Origin of the sequence: Haloarcula vallismortis ATCC 29715, from assembly GCF_000337775.1 — an archaeon.
Lineage (GTDB): Archaea > Halobacteriota > Halobacteria > Halobacteriales > Haloarculaceae > Haloarcula > Haloarcula vallismortis.
Window position 1 is genome coordinate 62,433 of record NZ_AOLQ01000067.1, and the last position, 16,882, is coordinate 79,314.

Annotated in this window: 20 protein-coding genes and 1 tRNA gene; 6 read left to right on the plus strand and 15 right to left on the minus strand. The window is 62.8% G+C overall.

The features are described from left to right. Positions 1 to 27: 27 nt before the first annotated feature. Entirely contained in the window at positions 28 to 1,365 is a 1,338-nt protein-coding gene (locus C437_RS16705; RefSeq protein ID WP_004518175.1) for a glycoside hydrolase family 68 protein, read from the minus strand. A 144-nt stretch (positions 1,366 to 1,509) separates the two neighbouring features. Then, the gene (locus C437_RS16710) at positions 1,510 to 1,737 is read right to left on the minus strand and encodes a hypothetical protein (protein ID WP_049919876.1); all 228 of its coding nucleotides are present in this window, start codon (positions 1,735 to 1,737) and stop codon (positions 1,510 to 1,512) included. A gap of 151 nt (positions 1,738 to 1,888) precedes the next feature. On the opposite strand from C437_RS16710, the gene C437_RS16715 reads away from it, so the two are divergent. Continuing rightward, positions 1,889 to 2,935, plus strand: a complete 1,047-nt coding sequence (locus C437_RS16715; RefSeq protein ID WP_049919871.1) for a phytoene/squalene synthase family protein — start codon at positions 1,889 to 1,891, stop codon at positions 2,933 to 2,935. A 58-nt stretch (positions 2,936 to 2,993) separates the two neighbouring features. On the opposite strand, the gene C437_RS16720 is transcribed toward C437_RS16715, so the two are convergent. Further along, positions 2,994 to 3,437, minus strand: a complete 444-nt coding sequence (locus tag C437_RS16720) for a DUF6653 family protein (protein ID WP_049919872.1) — start codon at positions 3,435 to 3,437, stop codon at positions 2,994 to 2,996. 106 nt (positions 3,438 to 3,543) lie between these two features. On the opposite strand from C437_RS16720, the gene C437_RS16725 reads away from it, so the two are divergent. From C437_RS16725 to C437_RS16740, 4 genes are all read left to right on the plus strand, one after another. Next, entirely contained in the window at positions 3,544 to 4,785 is a 1,242-nt protein-coding gene (locus C437_RS16725; RefSeq protein WP_004518179.1) for a hypothetical protein, read from the plus strand. A 75-nt stretch (positions 4,786 to 4,860) separates the two neighbouring features. Next, positions 4,861 to 5,238 (plus strand): hypothetical protein, encoded by a 378-nt coding sequence (locus C437_RS16730; protein ID WP_004518180.1) that lies wholly within the window; start codon positions 4,861 to 4,863, stop codon positions 5,236 to 5,238. Positions 5,239 to 5,292: 54 nt separating this feature from the next. Beyond that, positions 5,293 to 5,640, plus strand: coding sequence for a TRAM domain-containing protein (locus C437_RS16735; RefSeq protein ID WP_004518181.1), 348 nt, complete (start codon positions 5,293 to 5,295; stop codon positions 5,638 to 5,640). Between the two features lie 105 nt (positions 5,641 to 5,745). Further along, complete coding sequence (locus C437_RS16740; protein WP_004518182.1) at positions 5,746 to 6,360, plus strand: TetR/AcrR family transcriptional regulator; 615 nt, start codon at positions 5,746 to 5,748, stop codon at positions 6,358 to 6,360. 17 nt (positions 6,361 to 6,377) lie between these two features. Here the strand turns inward: C437_RS16740 and C437_RS16745 are convergent, their stop codons facing one another. The 5 genes from C437_RS16745 to C437_RS16765 form a co-directional block, all read right to left on the minus strand. Next, positions 6,378 to 6,791: a DoxX family membrane protein gene (locus tag C437_RS16745; protein ID WP_004518183.1), complete on the minus strand. Its 414-nt coding sequence runs from the start codon at positions 6,789 to 6,791 to the stop codon at positions 6,378 to 6,380. Between the two features lie 94 nt (positions 6,792 to 6,885). Next, on the minus strand, positions 6,886 to 7,446 hold the full coding sequence (locus C437_RS16750) for an NAD(P)/FAD-dependent oxidoreductase (RefSeq protein ID WP_004518184.1): 561 nt from the start codon (positions 7,444 to 7,446) through the stop codon (positions 6,886 to 6,888). Positions 7,447 to 7,542: 96 nt separating this feature from the next. Beyond that, complete coding sequence (locus C437_RS16755; RefSeq protein ID WP_004518185.1) at positions 7,543 to 8,292, minus strand: pirin family protein; 750 nt, start codon at positions 8,290 to 8,292, stop codon at positions 7,543 to 7,545. A 212-nt stretch (positions 8,293 to 8,504) separates the two neighbouring features. Further along, positions 8,505 to 8,579 (minus strand) — tRNA-Val (locus C437_RS16760). 48 nt (positions 8,580 to 8,627) lie between these two features. After that, positions 8,628 to 8,897 (minus strand): DUF7553 family protein, encoded by a 270-nt coding sequence (locus C437_RS16765; protein WP_004518186.1) that lies wholly within the window; start codon positions 8,895 to 8,897, stop codon positions 8,628 to 8,630. Positions 8,898 to 9,045: 148 nt separating this feature from the next. Between C437_RS16765 and C437_RS16770 the strand changes: the two genes are divergently transcribed. Further along, on the plus strand, positions 9,046 to 9,993 hold the full coding sequence (locus C437_RS16770; RefSeq protein ID WP_004518187.1) for an MBL fold metallo-hydrolase: 948 nt from the start codon (positions 9,046 to 9,048) through the stop codon (positions 9,991 to 9,993). 20 nt (positions 9,994 to 10,013) lie between these two features. Here C437_RS16770 and C437_RS16775 read toward each other — a convergent pair whose 3' ends face one another. The 7 genes from C437_RS16775 to C437_RS16805 all read right to left on the minus strand — a co-directional run bounded on the left by C437_RS16775 (position 10,014) and on the right by C437_RS16805 (position 16,867). Then, positions 10,014 to 11,564 (minus strand): NADH-quinone oxidoreductase subunit N, encoded by a 1,551-nt coding sequence (locus tag C437_RS16775; RefSeq protein WP_004518188.1) that lies wholly within the window; start codon positions 11,562 to 11,564, stop codon positions 10,014 to 10,016. Next, the gene (locus C437_RS16780; protein ID WP_004518189.1) at positions 11,565 to 13,100 is read right to left on the minus strand and encodes a complex I subunit 4 family protein; all 1,536 of its coding nucleotides are present in this window, start codon (positions 13,098 to 13,100) and stop codon (positions 11,565 to 11,567) included. It lies immediately after the preceding gene. Further along, complete coding sequence (gene nuoL / locus C437_RS16785; protein WP_004518190.1) at positions 13,101 to 15,197, minus strand: NADH-quinone oxidoreductase subunit L; 2,097 nt, start codon at positions 15,195 to 15,197, stop codon at positions 13,101 to 13,103. 3 nt (positions 15,198 to 15,200) lie between these two features. After that, complete coding sequence (gene nuoK / locus C437_RS16790) at positions 15,201 to 15,503, minus strand: NADH-quinone oxidoreductase subunit NuoK (RefSeq protein ID WP_004518191.1); 303 nt, start codon at positions 15,501 to 15,503, stop codon at positions 15,201 to 15,203. Next, positions 15,500 to 15,856 carry a hypothetical protein gene (locus C437_RS16795; protein ID WP_004518192.1) on the minus strand — a complete coding sequence of 119 codons (357 nt, stop codon included), beginning with the start codon at positions 15,854 to 15,856 and terminating at the stop codon, positions 15,500 to 15,502. Before C437_RS16795 ends, nuoK begins: the two co-directional genes overlap by 4 nt. Then, on the minus strand, positions 15,853 to 16,122 hold the full coding sequence (locus tag C437_RS16800; protein WP_004518193.1) for an NADH-quinone oxidoreductase subunit J: 270 nt from the start codon (positions 16,120 to 16,122) through the stop codon (positions 15,853 to 15,855). Before C437_RS16800 ends, C437_RS16795 begins: the two co-directional genes overlap by 4 nt. A 283-nt stretch (positions 16,123 to 16,405) precedes the next feature. Beyond that, a complete protein-coding gene (locus C437_RS16805; RefSeq protein ID WP_004518194.1) occupies positions 16,406 to 16,867 on the minus strand; it encodes a NuoI/complex I 23 kDa subunit family protein in 462 nt (153 codons plus the stop codon). Positions 16,868 to 16,882 lie beyond the last annotated feature (15 nt).

A 16,882-nucleotide genomic window follows, 5' to 3' on the forward strand; every position in this document is an offset into this window, starting at 1 on the left:
CTACGCGAACGGACCGTTTCAGTGCCCTTACTCCGACTGCGTCCCGGTTCGCGCGCCGTAGTTGCTGGAGCCAGCAGCGTTGCTTTTCCCGCGCCGGATCAGTTCACGGTCCGTCGGCGGGAGCGTCTCGTCGTCCAGGGGTATGTGCCAGTGTCCGAGCGCCCCGATGATGCGCGTTCGGCTCCCCTCGACATCGAGTCGGAGCGTCGGGCCGAGCGAGCCGCCGAACCGGCGCATCTGTTCGGAGTCAGACAGGTGCGCAATTTCGTCCAGTGTGTCGCCGTCGAAGTCGTAGTAGTTGAAGAAGCTCTGGACCAGCACCTCTTCGCCGTGGGGAAAGGCCATCCACGAGTAGGACTGGAACGGCGCGTTCTCGGGGTTCGTGGCGACAAGTCCCGAGTCGTTCAGCGGGACGTAGTCGCCGCGGAGCTCCTCGGCGACGAAGCCATACAGCGCGTCGAACCCTTCTAGCCCCGGCGCAAAGGTGTGGAGGTGGCTGGAGATGAACAGGTAGTACAGGCCGCCCCGATACACGATGTGTGGCCGTTCGAGCTCCTGATTGACGCCCACAGCGTCTAATAGCGGGTCTTCGAGGTCCCACTCCAGCGGGTCGCCCGTCGGCGAGCGCGCGATGCCGACGCTGCCGTTGAACTCCTGTAGCGCGGCGTCGCCACCGCAGACGTCGCTCCCTTCGGGCACCGGCGTGTTCGCCTCGAACAGGAGCCACGTCTCGCCCGTCTCGGGGTCCTCGAAGAACCACGGGTCGCGGAAGGTGTATATCATCCCGCGAGACTGGTCTTCGCGCTCGTAGCGGTCGCCGTCGGGCTGGAGCAGTTCGTGGTGGGTCCACGGCCCCGAGAGCTCGAACCCGTCGGCCGTCTCAATGCGCCCGCCGCCCGCGCCGACAATTCGCTGCGTATAGGTCAGGTCTTCGGCGCCCTCCTCGCCAGCTGCGGTGTAAAAGAGATAGACGCTGCCGTCGTCGTCGTACAGCGCCGAGCCGGCCCACTGACGCTGGCCCAGGGCGTCCTCGAACACCGGGCCGGCGCTGTGCCAGTTCCGGCCGTCGTCGGAGTAGAAACAGCGGATGGTCGCCACGTCGTGGCGTTTGCCGGGCAGCAGGTCCGACGGGGCGGTCAGCGAGAAACAGACCCGGTAGCCGTCGACTGTCGCCAGTGTGCCGTCACGGTTCCGGAGGAACCAGGTATCCCAGATATGGACCTCCGGAATCTGTTCAGTGGCGGGCGGGTAGACGATGGGGGCGACGGTGTCGTCGGTCCGCTCGATCCGACTCGCCTGCTCGCGTGTCCACCCGGCGCGTCCTCTCGTCCCGGGACGACTCTCGCCGAGCGCCTCGTTTGTCATACCCCACGTTGGGCCGACCACGGCTATAAATGTTTTCAGGCGGGTACTACAGGTGTTGTATGAAAGATATGCAATATGACAGCACCGGGGCGGCGCTAGCAGAGAAAACTGATAGTACGTAATTAAGAGGAGCCGATCAGCGCGTTACTCGCCCGAGTCCTCACTCCCGCTGACGCCCTCTGGGCCGGTGATATCGAGCGGCCGGACCCACTCGTACCAGATGAAGACGACGCCGAGGCCGTACCCCAGCGCCCAGGTGGCGCTCCCGACCCAGGGGTAGCCGAGTGTGCTGAATCCCCAGTTTGCGAGGCCCGGGAGAATGATTGCAGCGAGGACCGTCAGCGCCAACAGTATCGCGTCCTGATTGTTCACGATTGTGCCCTCCCGGTTGCTGTGCCGTTCATACCGTAAACAGGGCTCGGACACTCCTGAGTCTGTCGGAACACCGAATCGCGACCGGGACGGAACTGACGCCGTAGCCGTCCCATTTTTATCATCGTATGCCCTACCCCGGATGTCGGGAATGTCTCAGAACCACACAGACCGGTCGTCTTCGGAAGACATCGAGTGGTGCTACGATGCCGTCCATCGTGTGTCGCGGACGTTTAGTCTCACAATTTCGGAACTCAACGAACCGATGGCCCGGGACATCTGCCTGGGCTATCTCCTTTGTCGTGTGGCTGACACTATCGAGGACGCCGGTCATCTCCCTCCAGCGGTACAGGCCGACCTCCTACAGACGTACAGCCGCTCGCTCGAACCGTCGAGCGGGACGACCGTCTCGTCGTTTCACAACGCCGTCGAAGAGTGGATCCCCACGACGACGAACGCCGACTGGGAAGTCGTCGAGAACGCGGGCCGCATCGTCGACGTGTTTCATACGCTCGAGGACCACTCCACGCGGACCATCCGCGGGCCGGTCCGGGAACTCGTCGACGGAATGGCGATGTTCGTCGACCGCTACGCCGAGGCCGGCGGGCTTCGGATCAAGACTCTCGACGAACTCGAAGAGTACTGCTGGTACGCCGCCGGCACCGTCGGCACGCTGGTGACCGGACTGGTTTCTCACGAAGCCACCGACGAGCAGATCGCCCAGATGGAGGAAAACGCCCGTTCCTTTGCGCTCCTGCTCCAGCTCGTCAACGTCGCCAAGGACGCTGCGACGGACATGGAGGAAGAGAACAACGTCTACCTCCCACTGGAGTTGCTCCACGAGCAGGGTCTTGACCACAGCGACGTGAGCAACACTGACAACGTCGACTCGCTGGTCCCCGTCATCGAGCAGGTAACCGAGCGAGCGGAGGGCTACCTCGACGACGCGCAGGCGTGGCTCGAAGCCATGCCCGAAACTCGCGGCAACACCCTCTCCGCGTGGGCGATTCCGTTCCTGCTTGCCGTCGGAACGATCCGGGAACTCCGCGAGCGGCCCGCCGATGTTATCGAGCAGGGCAACGTCAAGATCTCCCGCGAGGAGGTCCACTCCGTGACACAGCAGTTCGGGGGCGACGGCGACCCGTCAATCGGGGAGCTACGGGCCAAAATCCGCCAGCAGCCGCTCCACCAGTACTGACGACCAGCAGAGACATTCCTCCTTTCGAGGCTCGTTGCACCGGTCACGCGAGCGCCGATTACTCTGGGGTCCGTCTGTCGTACTGCTGCACGAGCTCGCGGAGCCACCAGAGCTTCAGTCCGACCATCGCCAGCGTGGCAGCTGCGGTGCTGACCGGCCGGCGACGCCAGGCGGCATACAGCGCGAGAGCCGACGCCAGTGCACCGCCGGTGTTACAGATATTCGGATAGTCGAGGCCCATCGTACCGTTGTCCTGTTTCGCAAGCCACCATCGCTCTGCGAGGACGGCGCGAGTCATCCAGGCATCCTCGGTGGCCGGCGGTGCGAACAGAATTGGATTGATAGCTGTCCACAGCAACGCTACAGTCAAGAGCCGCCAGCGACGCTGATACACTGCATACACGATGACAGCCCCGGTCGGTACCCGTGACCAGCCGCTCTTGGGGTTGGAATGCCGGGCCCAGAACCAGTCCTGCACGCTGTCTGGTAGTGGAGCTGTCATATATTCTCCTTATCGTGTCACATAATAACATTACTGCCAGTGTGTTCCAGAACAGAGGCCCCGAACGGGTCAGAACACTCATGTCTGCCCTGTGTGAACGCCGCCTATGGCCACAGCGGCGTCGGGACTCTCCGAGCCACAGGTACTCGCCCAAACGAAAGACCGGCTATTTGCGGACCGCGAAGACGCCTACGTCGTCGCGGACACGCAGTTCGCACAGCAACGCTGGCTGAACGAGACACCCATCGAGGCGTCCGTGCAAGCGACGCTCGCGCCGTTCAACCACGTTCAGGTCGGGGCAGGCTATCCCGACCTCGTTGGCGTACAGGCCCTCTCGACGGACCTGCTGTCCGTCGACCGGCTCGGCGACCGGCCGCCGCTGATTGCCGTCGAGGCGAAAGGGTACACCGGCAATGGTGGTGTCGACGCCGAGCGGGGCGTCGTCCAGGCCCATGACCGTCTCAACGAAGCGAACGTCGCCTTCCTGACTGCCCCTCGAAGCGGCATCTCCACCGCCGCGCGGACGATGGCCCGCGAACTGAACGTCGGCGTGCTTGGCGTCGACCCTGACGGCTCAGTAGCGGTTCTGGAACGGCCACGTGTAGTCGGCCACGGGTCGATGGACGCCGCGTCGGCAATCCGGTTTCAGGCCAGTGCCCAGGGCGTCGCCGACCAGAACTTCGGGCTCAACCATCCGAAGAACTACATTGCTGTCCCGCTGGCCGTCCACTACGATGGCGACGCGCGGGACCTGCTTGCGTCCCACGTTGTCGGAGCCGTCGATGGTGCTATCGCCGGCGCGGCGTTCCTGAACCTGATCGACGCCGGCCAGGGCTCGCTCACGCTGACGCCACTGGGTCGGGAAGTTATCCGCTTCGCGCTCCGGACGGTCGGCGACCTCGACGCCGCGCTCCAGCGGTTTGAGGACTGGCAGCGGTCCCGCAAGCGGTTCATCGACATCGCACCACAGTGGGGCCAACTCGTCCGCCGCGTCGTCTCGGACTACCCGGCCACAGAACTGCTTGTCGACGGGCTCTATGCCTGCCACCGGGACGGCTACGACGCCCCGTCACTCGTCGAGTTCGTCGAGTATCTCCACGCCCTCCACCCCGAGTTCACCGTCGAACTGTTCCTCCGTGGCGACGAGGCCGTTCGACAGCGGGTGCTGACCGGCGACGGCGAACTCCGCCGCACGGAACTCACCGACGGGAGCGTCTATCACTCCCCTACCGTGTTCCAGTTGAAGGCGATATACTACCACGCGGGGGTCGTGACTGAACGCGGCGCAGAGCCCTCGAATCTCGACCCCGAGACGGACGAGTGGGCGCTGTGTGACCCGCTCGCGTAACGGCGCGTCTCCGGTTGCGCCGATGTTTCTCCCGACGCATAATCCTGAAGCGTGGGTAGCTCGTACACTGATGTAATGTCCCGGACCCTGGAGCTCCCCAACGGCGATGTCGTCTCGCCCGGCGACGTGTTCTGCTACAACGACTACCCCTATCGGCTCGTCTGGCTGGAGGGCGATACCCACGAGTTCGCGCTCTCCCCACTGTACTGGGGCGACAGCGGCATGGATATCCCGTTCCGCGACCGCGAGGCGCTGGTCGACCAGTGGGAGGTAGATTCTCGGGGGCAGATGACGGCCGAAGAGTGGGCGAACTGGCTCGACGACGCGACGGCGGACCCCCGCTACAGCGATGACGAGGTCACCTCGCTCGCGGCAGAGCTACCGACAGAGTGGGACCCCGAGGACGAGGATTTGGACTCCAGCGGCGGCCTTCGGGACCGCCTCGGGCTGTAAGCGCGGTCGCCGGACTCTGAAAGGTATTAATCCGTCCGCCCTGCAACGCTTGGCATGGAACCGATCTGGCTCGCCGCCGGCGGGGCTGCCCTCGCCGTGGGCCTCGCGCTGGCGTTTGCGATTGCTCGCCGCTCCCAGAGCAGTGCGTCAAAACGTGCCCACGACGCCGCACAGGAGCGAGCACCGCCTGTAGAAATCGGTGAAACATACGAGTTCGGCATCACCGAATTCAGCGACCACCACTCCGGCGACCGCGTCGCCGTCGGGAAAGTCAAGGGGTTCGTCCTGTTCGCCGAGGACGTGCCGTCGTCGGTGTCGGCCGGCGACGTGATCCGGGCGAAGGTGCTGTCGTTCAACCGAGGCAACACTTCTGCCGACGCTCGGTTCGTCGAACGCGCGTGATCGAAGGGCGGCGGTGACAGCGTCGTGGCCAGCACGGGGTCGCGTCGACTCGCCAGTCCTGTTGGATGGAGAAACCGATATGTGCCTACCACGATAAAACAGGCCATGAGCGAATCGGACGGGCAGAGCACGCCACAGGACACCCGCGAGGTCATTATGGAGGCAACCTTTCGGGCGCTGAGCAAGCACGGCTACAAAGACTTGCGGGTCCGGGACATCGGCGAAGAGATGGATATGTCTCGGCAGGTGATCCACTATCATTTCGACGGCAAGTACGACTTGATCTCGTCGTTTTTGGAGTACATTATCGACCAGTACGAGGGCAGCGTCGAGGTCGACGACGAGACCGATCCCCGCGCGGAACTCGATGTCCGTATCGACCGATGCCTGTTCGGTCCGGAGTTCGACGACTTCTCACATTGGGACCGGATGAAGGTGTACCACGAACTGTACGCCTACGCGCAAAACGACAAGGAGCACCGGGCCCTGTTCAACGAGCACTACGACCGACTTCGCGAAAGCATCTCGACAGTCATCGAAGACGGGATCGAGCAGGACGCGTTTCGCGATGTCGATGCCGACCTGATGGGCCAGCTCATCACGGACGTGATTCACGCGGCCCGCGGCCGCCGGATCGCCCTCGGCCACGAAGACGCACCCGACGAAGCCAAGCGCGCCGTCAACAACTTCATTCTCGACTCGCTGTACCCGTCGCAGTAGACGGCCATCGCCGAGCGTCAGAGGGGGCTAATGCCGACGCTAAGCGCCCACGTTCCGGTGGCTGACGCCGCGACGACGAGTGCCCCGCCGGCGAGTGTTACGTTCTTCAGAAAACTGTTCAGTTCGTCCTGTCGGTCCTCGTCCGGCACGGCCCAGAAGTCATGCATCGTAACAGCCGAGACAACGAGGAACACCGCGAGGGCGACCGCTGCGACGACTGGGAAGATACCCACGGTCACACCGAGCCCACCGAGGATGAGGAGCCCACCGGACGCGAGGACGGAGAACTTCGGTGCCGGGAGGCCCTTGTACTCGGCGTAGCCGGCCATCTGCTCGGTCTGTGTGAAATGACTCAGACCGGTGAAGGCGAGCACGCCGCCGAAGAGGACGCGGCCGACGACGAGCAACACGACGTTGAGTTCAGGTCCCATCAGACGCTCACCACCGAGAGCACACGAGCGTTTCCAACAGTACGGTTCGGGGTCGTAGCGGAATACATTGTGGTAGTCGAATCTGGCTGCATCGTTAGAGCTCCGGCACGTCTGACGGCATATCGAAGTCGTGGTAGTACTCGCCTTTCTCCTTCGAGAGAATGTCGAGGACGGCAGCAGCACCGTCACCGGCCGCGATGACCGCCTGCCACTTCTCCGCTCGGCCCATCGCGCCGGTCGCGTACACGTTCTCGACAGACGTTTCCATGTCGACGGTCACGTCGACGACATCCTCATCGGTGAAGTCACAGCCGAGGTCCTCGGCGAGGCTTCGGTCGCCACCAGTTGCGAGGACGACGTACTCAGCGGTGTACTCGTCTCCGTCTGCCGACAGGACAAACCCATCGTCGGTCTGTTCGATATCGGTGACTTCCGTCTCGTGCAGCGTCGCGCCACGGTCGCGGGTCTGTCCACGAGCGATGGTGAGGAACTCGTCGCCGCTGATGGATCGCACGCCGGGGTAGTTGAACAGGTGGGCCTTGTGCATCCACGACTCGTCCGTATCGAAGGCAACTGTTTCGAGGTCGTTTTTCGCCGCGTACTGTGCCGCACTCAGGCCGGCGGGGCCGCCGCCGACAACTGCTACATCTGCCATGTCTCACAGCATGGGTCGCCTGTAAAAGAGTCTTACCATCTGGTAAAATCTTGAGAGCAGCACGTATATGGCTCGCAGCCGGATTTTACGGTCAACTCACAGAACGTACGGCCCGCGCTGTCGGATCGGCTCGCCGTGTGGGCGTCCCGAGACGGCGACGACACGGAGCGACTCATCGCTCCGAAGAGTCACTGACTGCGCGTCAGTCACCGGCAGCATATCACCCCCAGTGAACGGATGCCCATCGACCGTTCCATCGCCGGCGACACCATAGAGGAATCCGGACCACTTCTCCGGAACCGACCACGTCCATGCATCGGCCACAGAGACAGCGAGATACTCCATCGGCGTATGAAGGCTGATCGGCGAGCCCTCGCCAACAACTGTTGTGACCGTTGCGCCGTCTTGCGCCTCCGTCGGCAGCGAATCGGCCGTCGCGTCGACGTAGTCCGGGTCAACGTCTTTCTCGGCCTGGGGCAGATTCACCCAGAGCTGTAGTCCGGTACAGGCCCGCCCATCTGCGGGGAACTCGGAGTGACGTATCCCGCTTCCGGCTGTGATTCGCATTGCATCGTTCTCGTATGCGGTGTTTGCGACGCCGAGGGAATCCTCGTGTTCCATGCCGCCTTCGATCATGTACGAGACAATCTCGAATCCCCGGTGGGGATGCATCGGGAACCCCGTCTCGGGGTCGATATAGAACTGCTCGAACAGGACGAACGGATCCAGATTGTGCGGATAGCCGTCCGTCGGGAACGCACGGTTCGAATTCACGCCCGTCCCGTGCTGGACCATCTCTCCGGGAATCGGCCCATCAGTCGACGCTGACGAGTCGCGCTGGGTCATACTCTCCGTTGTTTACCGAGCGGTAAAAACCGTCGGATGTACCCGAACTCTATGTGTTATTCACCGCCACTGCTGGCGTCTGTTGGCAGATTTGTGACGCACGGACTGAAGACCAGTCCCGTATCGATTTGCGGGCCCCATGCCAATAGGCGTCGCTACGAGAACGGTTTCAGACCGTGTACGCTGTCCTTCAGAAAGGTGCAGCAACCGGATGGGTTGGGGCGGATTCGAACCGCCGACTTCCTCCGTGTGAAGGAGGTATCATAACCGAACTAGATCACCAACCCGACGCACTCAACTCTATTCGAGCGCATCCCTTAAGAATTGCTTTCCGACTACGCTTCCGTCTCGCTTTTCCCGCGGTACTCCCCAATCTTCTCGCGGGCGTCGGCGATGGCTTCTTCAGCCTCGCCTTCTGCTTTCTCCTGTAGCTCTTTCAGGTCCGCCTTGACCGCTTCCAGTCGGCTGGGTTCGGGCTCAGTTTCCGTTCCGGTGAGTTCGCGGAAGCGTTCTTCGACCGGTTCGAGTTCCTCCTTGACACCTTTGGTAGCGGTCTCCCCGGCGCGTTTCAGGTAGTACCGTGCGTCTTCGAAGTGTTTGTTCATATCTGTCCCTACGCGAAGGACGAATATATCTCTTATGCCCGGAAAACAATGAGAAATTACGGCCAACCGAAAGACAGCGAGCGTCCACGATGGTAAACGTGTCGTGCGGGTACGAACTGTTTTGCGCCGCCACCTGCAACGAGGGGATATGTTCACACGGGTGTCGATTCCGACGCCGTTTCAGGTCGGGCCAGTCAATGCATACATCGCGCGTCGAACACTCATCGATCCGGGACCAGACAGCGAGGAAGCGTGGTCGCGTCTGATCGAGGCACTTGAAGCACGTGAGCTGTCTCCGGATGACATCGAGCAGGTGCTGGTCACACACCCGCACCCGGACCATTTCGGCATGGCGAACCGATTCGCCGAGCGGGGGGCGCGTGTCCTCGCCAGCGAACCGGGGGCAGAAATCATGCGTGATTTCGCAGCACAGCTACACACCGAACAGTCCTATTTTGCGGATTTCTTCGAGCGCTGTGGTGTCTCACGCGAGACGGCCGAAACGGTGACACAGTTACCGGAAGCCTTCCTCCCCTACGCCCAGAGTGTCGACACCGACCGCGTGCTCACGGCCGGTGATACCGTCACCGTCGACGACACAGAACTAACCATCGACACCGTGCAGGGCCACTCCGCGGGCGAAATCATCTTCTCGTACGACTTTCAGGGTCGCCGTGAAGCGGTCGTCGGTGACAACGTGCTGGGCGACATCACACCCAATCCGTTCCTTCAGGTGCCCGACGAGAGCGGGACGCGGCCGAGGGTGTTGCCGGCGTTCAACGACTCGCTCCGGTGGCTCCACGACCAAGGCCACGACCGATTTCTCACCGGTCACCGCGAGCCTGTTGAATCACCGCAGGAACGCATTACCGATATCCTCGCGGAACACGACCAGCGCACCTCAGAGGTTGCCGACATCGTTTCCGGTGGCGCGACGACGCCGAGCGACGTGATGACGGCGCTGTTCGGCGATCTGCCGGCCACGGAGTACTTCGCGGGCATGAGCGAGGCTGTCGGGCATCTGGACGTGCTCGAAGCCAGCGGTCGCGTTGAGAAACGTGAGAGCGGCGGCGTGTTCGTGTATGAGTCGACGTAAGAAGACGCCTTGAACCGCGCTTACAGCAACTGCGCGGCCTGGAACGCGATTTCGGAGACGCGGTTAAAGCCGGGAACGAGGAGGACCGTCACGACCGCGGCACCCACCACGGCGGTGTACAGTCCCATCGGGTACGACTCGATGGTCCGGCTGCCGTTTGGCTCTTCGATCCACATCGCCTTGACGACGCGGGAGTAGTAGAACAGGCTGAGCGCGCTGTTGATGATGAGCGCGGCGGCCAGCGACCACGCGCCGACGTTGAGCGTCGCCGAGAACAGGTAGAACTTCGAGAAGAACCCGCCGCCGATGGGCAGGCCGGCGAGGCTGAACAGGAACACCGTCATCGCCGCGCAGGCGACCGGCGCTTCCTTGCCGAGGCCGTTGTAGTCCTCGAAGCGGCGGCCGACGCCCCAGTACTCGGCCAGGGCGATGAACAGGAACGCGCCCGTGTTCATGAAGCCGTAGACGAGCAGGTGGGACATCCCGGCGCTCAGACTGAGGCTCAGCCCCTCACCGGAGCCGGACACGGCGGCGAGTCCGATGAGGACGTAGCCGGCGTGGCCGACACTGGAGTAAGCCAGCATCCGCTTGACGGTCTCCTGGGTCGCAGCAGCGAAGTTCCCGATAAACATCGTTGCGATGGCGAGAATCTGGAACGCCATCACCCAGTTTATCGCCCCGCCAGCGGCGAGCAGGTCATCGATCGGGAAGGCAACAGCGAAGACGCGGAACGCCAGCACGAAGCCGGCGGCCTTCGACGCCGACGAGAGGAACGCCGAGATCGGTGCCGGTGCGCCTTCGTACGCCTCCGGTGCCCAGAAGTGGAACGGCACGGAGGCAGTCTTGAACGCGACGCCACCGATGATCATCAGGATACCGACACCGAGGATAGCCATCGGGACGGCCGGGTCGCCGGACTGAGCCTGAATCGACCCCTCGGAGATAGTCTGGATCGTGCCACTGGAGATAGCCGTCGCGACGCCGTCAAATCGCAGCACGCCCGTCGCAGCGTACACCAGCGAGATGCCGTAAGCCAGCACCGCCGAGGACACCGCGCCGATGAGGAAGTACTTCAGGCCTGCCTCGACGCTCCCTTTGTTGTGCTTGAGGAAGGCGACGAGCGCATAGGACGGTAGCGACACCAGTTCGAGGGCGATGAACGCCGTCGCCAGGCTGTTGGCCGCGCTCAGGAGACTCATCCCGGTCGCAGACAGCAGCACCAGCGAGAAGAACTCGGCCTGGTAGTCGTGGCTGGCGATGTAGTCGTAGCTCGCGAGCACGACCAGTGTCGTGACGCTACCGACGATGGCCATGAAAAACAGGGCCATCTGGTCGATGACGAGCTGATTATTGAACAGTGCGACGCCGGTGTCGTTTGCCATCCCGGTACCGGCGGTGATAAACCAGCCGGCAAACCCGAAGGACAGTAGCGAGCCGACGCCCGAGATACCGGCCAGCAGCCCCGTGTTTGTCGAGTCCGGGTCGATTGAGTCTGCTAGCAGCAACACCAGCGAGGCGAGGGCTAGCGAGAGTGCCGGGGCAAGCGCCATCCAGTCAGGGAGTGCGACCATCTATGCACCACCTCCGATTTCGAGAACCGGTGATATCGAGTCCTGTATCATGGCAAAGGAGAGATCTGGCGCGACGCCGAGTGCGATGACCAGCAAGAGCAACACAGCCAACGGCGCGACATCGTGGAACGCAGCCGGGCTGACCTCGTAGTCGGTTTCCAGACTGAAGGCACCGAACAGCGTGCGCTGCATGGCCCACAGCAGATAGCCGGCGACGATGACGATACCGAACATCGCCAGCGAGGTCAACACCGGCGCGGCCCCACCGAGCGTGGGCGCGTTGAACGAGCCCTGGAAGATGAAGTACTCCCCGGCGAAGCCGGCCATCAGCGGCAGTCCCATGTAGCCGAACGCGGCGGCGACGAAGATACCAACCGTCCAGGGCATCCTGTCTGCGAGGCCGGACATATCGCCGACCATGCGCGTGTGCGTCGTGTTGTAGATGACACCGACAGCCATGAACATCAGCCCCGAGATGAGGCCGTGGGCGATCATCTGGAAGGTCGCCCCACCCATGCCGTAGGGCGTGAACGCGACCAGACCAAGAATGACGTACCCCATCGACGAGATAGAGGAGTAGGCGACGATGCGCTTGAGGTCGCGCTGTGCCAGCGCGAGCATCGCGCCGTAGATGACGCTGACGACGCCGATGATGGCCAGCGGCACCGCGAGCTGGCGCGCCGTGTCAGCGAGCATCGTGAAGTTGAACCGAAGCAGTGCGTAGGTCCCCATCTTCAGGAGGACGCCGGCCAGCATGACCGACACTGGCGTCGGGGCTTCGACGTGGGCGTCCGGTAGCCACGTGTGCAGCGGGAAGACGGGCACCTTCACCGCGAACCCGAAGAACATCATGATGAAGGAGATGGTCATCAGGTTGACGCCAGCGATGGTCGGCAGCCCGCTCGCGGTGCGGAACGCCTCGGCCATCGCGGGCAGGGACAGCGACGTGAGGTCAGTGCTGAACACGAGCGCGAACAGGCCCGCGAACATGACCAGCGACGCCACGTTCGTGTAGACGAAGAACTTGATGGCGGCGTACTTCCGGCGCGGGCCGCCCCAGACCCCGATAAGCAGGTACATCGGGATGAGGACACCCTCCCAGAAGACGAACCAGAGGAAGAAATCGAGCGCGGAGAACACGCCGATGAGGCTCACTTCCATGAACAGCATCAGTCCGTAGAACTGGGACTGGCGCTCGTCGATGGGCGTCCACGCCGAGACGATGGCGAGCGTCGTCAGCACCGTCGTCAGCGCGAGCAGCGGCATGCTGATGCCGTCGAGGCCGACGTAGTACGACACTTCCAGCTCACCCAGCGTAATCCATGGGATCTGCTGGCCGAACGCGATGTCAGCAGGCGACAGCAGCGCGTTGCCCGTGCCGCCGTACTGCGTGAGGTACACCCAGTACATGTAGATGCTGCCAAGTGCCGGAACCGCACTGACGGCCGCGGCGAGCTTGCCGGCGTACCGGTCAGGCGAGAGGAACACGAGACCGGTTCCCAGCAGAGTCGCGAGCAGTAGCGCGGCGACCCACATCTAGAACCACCCTCCCATGATGCCGAAGGCAGCAAGCAAGAGCACGAGTCCGAGCGTCAGCAGCGTCGCGTAGTTGCTGACGACGCCGGACTGGATGCGTCGGATGCGGCTGCCGCCGAACAGGCTCACGCTGGAGATGCCGTTGACGACGCCGTCGACGACTCCCTGGTCGAACTTGTTCATTACACGGGCGAGCGGGTAGGTGACACCCGTCGCGAGCCACACCTGATATTCGTCCTGATAGTAGTTGTGCATGAGTAGCGTCTTCAGACCGCCAAGCTTGTCCGTATGCTCGACCGGGTCGGCACCGGCATAGAGGCTCCGAGCGACGAACACACCGGCGAGTGCCAGTCCGAGCGAGAGGCCAGCCGAAACCAGCAGCGTCCCGGTTTCACCGCCCAGCGGATAGGCCGGGTCGACGTGTGGCACCTCGTGCAGTAGCTCCTCGTAGTGGTGCAGGTCCGTCGAGAGAAGTGCGGGCCAGCCGCCTTCTTCGGGTCCGTTCAGCCACTTGTGGAGGAAGTCGATTTCTGCGCCAGTGAGTTTCTTGACCGGGGCCATGTTGATGAACCCGATCGTTGTCGCGAGGATGCCAAGCACCGTCAGTGGGCCCTTGACGTTCCAGTGGACGGGTTCTGGGTCCCGGGCCGTGTCAGTGCGGGCGTCACCGTGGAAGGTCAGGTACACCATCCGGAAGGTGTAGAAGCCGGTGAAGAACACAGCGAGCAGTCCCATCGCGTACGCGGCGAGGTAGACCGTTCCGAGACCACCCTCGGTGCCGAAGCCGTGGATAAGCGCCTCGTACAGCACCTCGTCTTTCGACCAGAAGCCGGCGAAGGGAACGATACCGGCCAGAGCGAGCGAGCCGGCGAGGAACGTCCAGTAGGTCACCGGCATCCGCTGTTTCAGACCGCCCATGTCCCACATGTTCTCGTTGTGGTGCATGGCGATGATGACGGACCCTGCACCGAGGAACAGGAGCGCCTTGAACACGGCGTGGGTCGTCAGGTGGAAGACAGCGGCGATGTAGCCACCCGACCCCAGCGCGAGCATCATGTACCCGTACTGGGAGATGGTGGAGTACGCGAGGACCTGCTTGATCTCCTGTTTGACCAGACCCATCGTCGCCGCGAACAGCGCGGTGAAGCCGCCGATGAGCGCGATGACGGCGAGTGCCGTCGGCGAGATCGCGTAGAAACCGTACATGCGCGCGACGAGGTACACACCGGCCGCGACCATCGTCGCCGCGTGGATCAGCGCCGAAACCGGCGTCGGGCCTTCCATCGCGTCGGGCAGCCAGGTGTGCAGCGGGAACTGCGCGGACTTCCCGACGACGCCACCCAGCACGAGCAGGCCGAGCACAGTGAACCATTGCTGTGGCTCCATGCCGACTGTCTCAAGCATTGCGATGCCCTCTGTCTCGCCGTCGATGACGGCGTGTTCGGCAAGCATCGGGAAGCTCTCGGCGACGACGTCGCCGCCCTGCGTAATCGGGGCGAACAGGCCGGTCCCGAAGGTAGCGAAGATGCCGACGACGCCGATGAGGAAGAAGTAGTCACCGAAGCGGGTGACCAGGAACGCCTTCTTCGCGGCGCTTGGCGGGCCGTCATCGCGGAACCAGAAGCCGATGAGCAGGTACGAACACAGGCCCACCAGCTCGAAGAACATGAACGCCATCAGGAGGTTGTTGGCGACGACGAACCCGAGCATGCTCGCCGTGAACAGGCCGAGCCCGGCGTAGTAGCGCGGGAGGCCGGTCTCGCCCTCGTCGTTCATGTAGCCAAGCGAGAAGATGTGAACGAGGAACGAAATGAGACAGACGATAAGCAGCATCAGCGCCGATAGCGGGTCCAGCAGGAGTCCGAAATTCAGCCGGAGCGACTCGACGCTCGTTGTCCACTGATACAGTATCTCGTTGTGGACCTCACCGCCGGCCACCGTCAGCGCGACCCAGATCGACAGCAGGAGCGATCCACCCGTCGCGGTGATGCCCGCGAGCGCGCCGCCTTTCGGCATGCGGTCGCCGGCAAACAGCGCGACGAGGAACGATACGAACGGCAGCAGGACAATCGCTGGAGCGTATGTGAATGCAGCCATCTGTTACCACCTCATCGTCGTCGCCTTCGTCACGTCCACGTCCGTGAAGTTGCGGTACAGGACCAGGATGATGCCGATACCGATGGCGACCTCCGCGGCGGCGAGTGCCATCGTGAACAGGCTGAACACCTGGCCGGTGAGGTTCCCGTGCTGGAGCGAGAACGCGACGAGGTTGATATTCGCAGCGTTCAGCATCAGCTCGACGGACATCAGGAAGATAAGCGCGTTCCGTCGCGTGAGGATGCCGAACAGGCCGATACAGAATATGGCCGCCGACAGAAGGAGGTACGTTTCGGCGGGGATCACGAGTCGTCACCTCCGTGGTGGGTGCCGCCATCGGCGACAACGGTTTCTTCCTCGTCGTCGCGTTTCGCCAGCATCAACGCGCCATCAAGGGCCGCGTCGAGGGCGATCGCGATGAGGATAAACGCGACGAGGAACCCTTCGGCGGGAACGGCCGCGTCGCCGACCAGCAGGCCCGGTTCGATGTCGAACATCGCCGCACCGAGGCTCTTGGTTATCGATGCGCCCTCGCCGAACCCTGCTGGCGCGGGAAACGAGACGCCGATAAACACAGCCCCGAGAACGACGAACAGGGCGATTGCGGCCAGTCCTGCGACGAAACTCCCCTCCGTCTGTAGTTCGGGCTTTGTAGTCATGGTGTCACCTCAATCACCGACTCGTCCTCGCGGGTCAACATCACCGCGAAGGTAATGAGGATGAGGACGCCGCCGACATAGACCAGGATCTGCATGGTTGCGACGAACGCCGCCTGGTTCATGACGTAGAACACTGCGACGCTGATAAGGGACACGCCCAGTAACAGCGCCGAGTGCCAGACGTCCCGGACTAACACGACGCCCGCAGCGCTGCCCACCGTTACGATAGCGAACAGCGCGAACGCAATTGACTCTGCCAGTGCCATCTTACTTGGAGACTCTTTGCGGCGTCCCTTTGAAGATTCCTCTTTCGTCTCGCCAGTAGAGCCACTGTTTGCCGGCGTGGCCCACATATTTCGGGGCACATCCGTCAATCTGGCCAACACATATCACTGGCGGGACAGGTTTGAGCGGTGGAAACCGGCGTTCTACTCCATGAGTGGTACTGGCCGGCAAGCCCCACCGAGCAGAACGTCATCCCGGCAGTAAGCACATGCAGTTGCGACGCTTGTCCCGACAGAGAACCGCTAAAATCCGTCCTAAACGGAGTTACTGGTAATCCACTTCGCCGTCGCCCTCGCCGATCCACGCGCCCCGGTCGGGTTCGCGGGACTCCAGCGGGTCGATATCCTTGTACCACGGTACGTTCTTGAGTTGCTCTTTGTCGTAGGCGAACTCGTCTTTCGTGTCCGCGGTGAACTCGAAGTTCTGGGTCAGCAGAATCGCATCGGTCGGACAGACCTCCTCACACAGCCGGCAGTAGATACACTGGCCGATGTGGAGGTTGTACTGCTCGCCGTTGCGCTGCTCGTCCATCACGATTTGGATGGTGTTGTTCGGGCAGACGTTCTCACACTGCCGGCACCAGATACACCGCTCTTGGCTCCACTTGTGGACGCCACGGAAACGGGGGCTCACCTCGGGGGCGACGTCCGGATACTCCACCGTGAACGTCTCCCCGTCGAGGGCGTGCTTCATCGTCGTCGCCATTGATTTCAGGATTCCAATCATGAGAGGTCACCTCCG

Bases quoted from the DNA above. Each gene is read 5' to 3' on its own strand.
- C437_RS16765 (WP_004518186.1), bottom strand. From the start codon at position 8,897: ATGAACAAACACTTCGAAGACGCACGGTACTACCTGAAACGCGCCGGG.
- C437_RS16750 (WP_004518184.1), bottom strand. From the start codon at position 7,446: ATGGCAGATGTAGCAGTTGTCGGCGGCGGCCCCGCCGGCCTGAGTGCG.
- C437_RS16720 (WP_049919872.1), bottom strand. From the start codon at position 3,437: ATGACAGCTCCACTACCAGACAGCGTGCAGGACTGGTTCTGGGCCCGG.
- C437_RS16745 (WP_004518183.1), bottom strand. From the start codon at position 6,791: ATGGGACCTGAACTCAACGTCGTGTTGCTCGTCGTCGGCCGCGTCCTC.
- C437_RS16780 (WP_004518189.1), bottom strand. From the start codon at position 13,100: ATGTGGGTCGCCGCGCTACTGCTCGCGACTCTGCTGGGAACCGGTCTC.
- C437_RS16725 (WP_004518179.1), top strand. From the start codon at position 3,544: ATGGCCACAGCGGCGTCGGGACTCTCCGAGCCACAGGTACTCGCCCAA.
- C437_RS16705 (WP_004518175.1), bottom strand. From the start codon at position 1,365: ATGACAAACGAGGCGCTCGGCGAGAGTCGTCCCGGGACGAGAGGACGC.
- C437_RS16715 (WP_049919871.1), top strand. From the start codon at position 1,889: ATGTCTCAGAACCACACAGACCGGTCGTCTTCGGAAGACATCGAGTGG.
- C437_RS16735 (WP_004518181.1), top strand. From the start codon at position 5,293: ATGGAACCGATCTGGCTCGCCGCCGGCGGGGCTGCCCTCGCCGTGGGC.
- C437_RS16775 (WP_004518188.1), bottom strand. From the start codon at position 11,564: ATGGTCGCACTCCCTGACTGGATGGCGCTTGCCCCGGCACTCTCGCTA.
- C437_RS16755 (WP_004518185.1), bottom strand. From the start codon at position 8,292: ATGACCCAGCGCGACTCGTCAGCGTCGACTGATGGGCCGATTCCCGGA.
- C437_RS16805 (WP_004518194.1), bottom strand. From the start codon at position 16,867: ATGATTGGAATCCTGAAATCAATGGCGACGACGATGAAGCACGCCCTC.
- C437_RS16740 (WP_004518182.1), top strand. From the start codon at position 5,746: ATGAGCGAATCGGACGGGCAGAGCACGCCACAGGACACCCGCGAGGTC.
- C437_RS16730 (WP_004518180.1), top strand. From the start codon at position 4,861: ATGTCCCGGACCCTGGAGCTCCCCAACGGCGATGTCGTCTCGCCCGGC.
- C437_RS16795 (WP_004518192.1), bottom strand. From the start codon at position 15,856: ATGACTACAAAGCCCGAACTACAGACGGAGGGGAGTTTCGTCGCAGGA.
- C437_RS16800 (WP_004518193.1), bottom strand. From the start codon at position 16,122: ATGGCACTGGCAGAGTCAATTGCGTTCGCGCTGTTCGCTATCGTAACG.
- nuoL (WP_004518190.1), bottom strand. From the start codon at position 15,197: ATGGCTGCATTCACATACGCTCCAGCGATTGTCCTGCTGCCGTTCGTA.
- C437_RS16770 (WP_004518187.1), top strand. From the start codon at position 9,046: ATGTTCACACGGGTGTCGATTCCGACGCCGTTTCAGGTCGGGCCAGTC.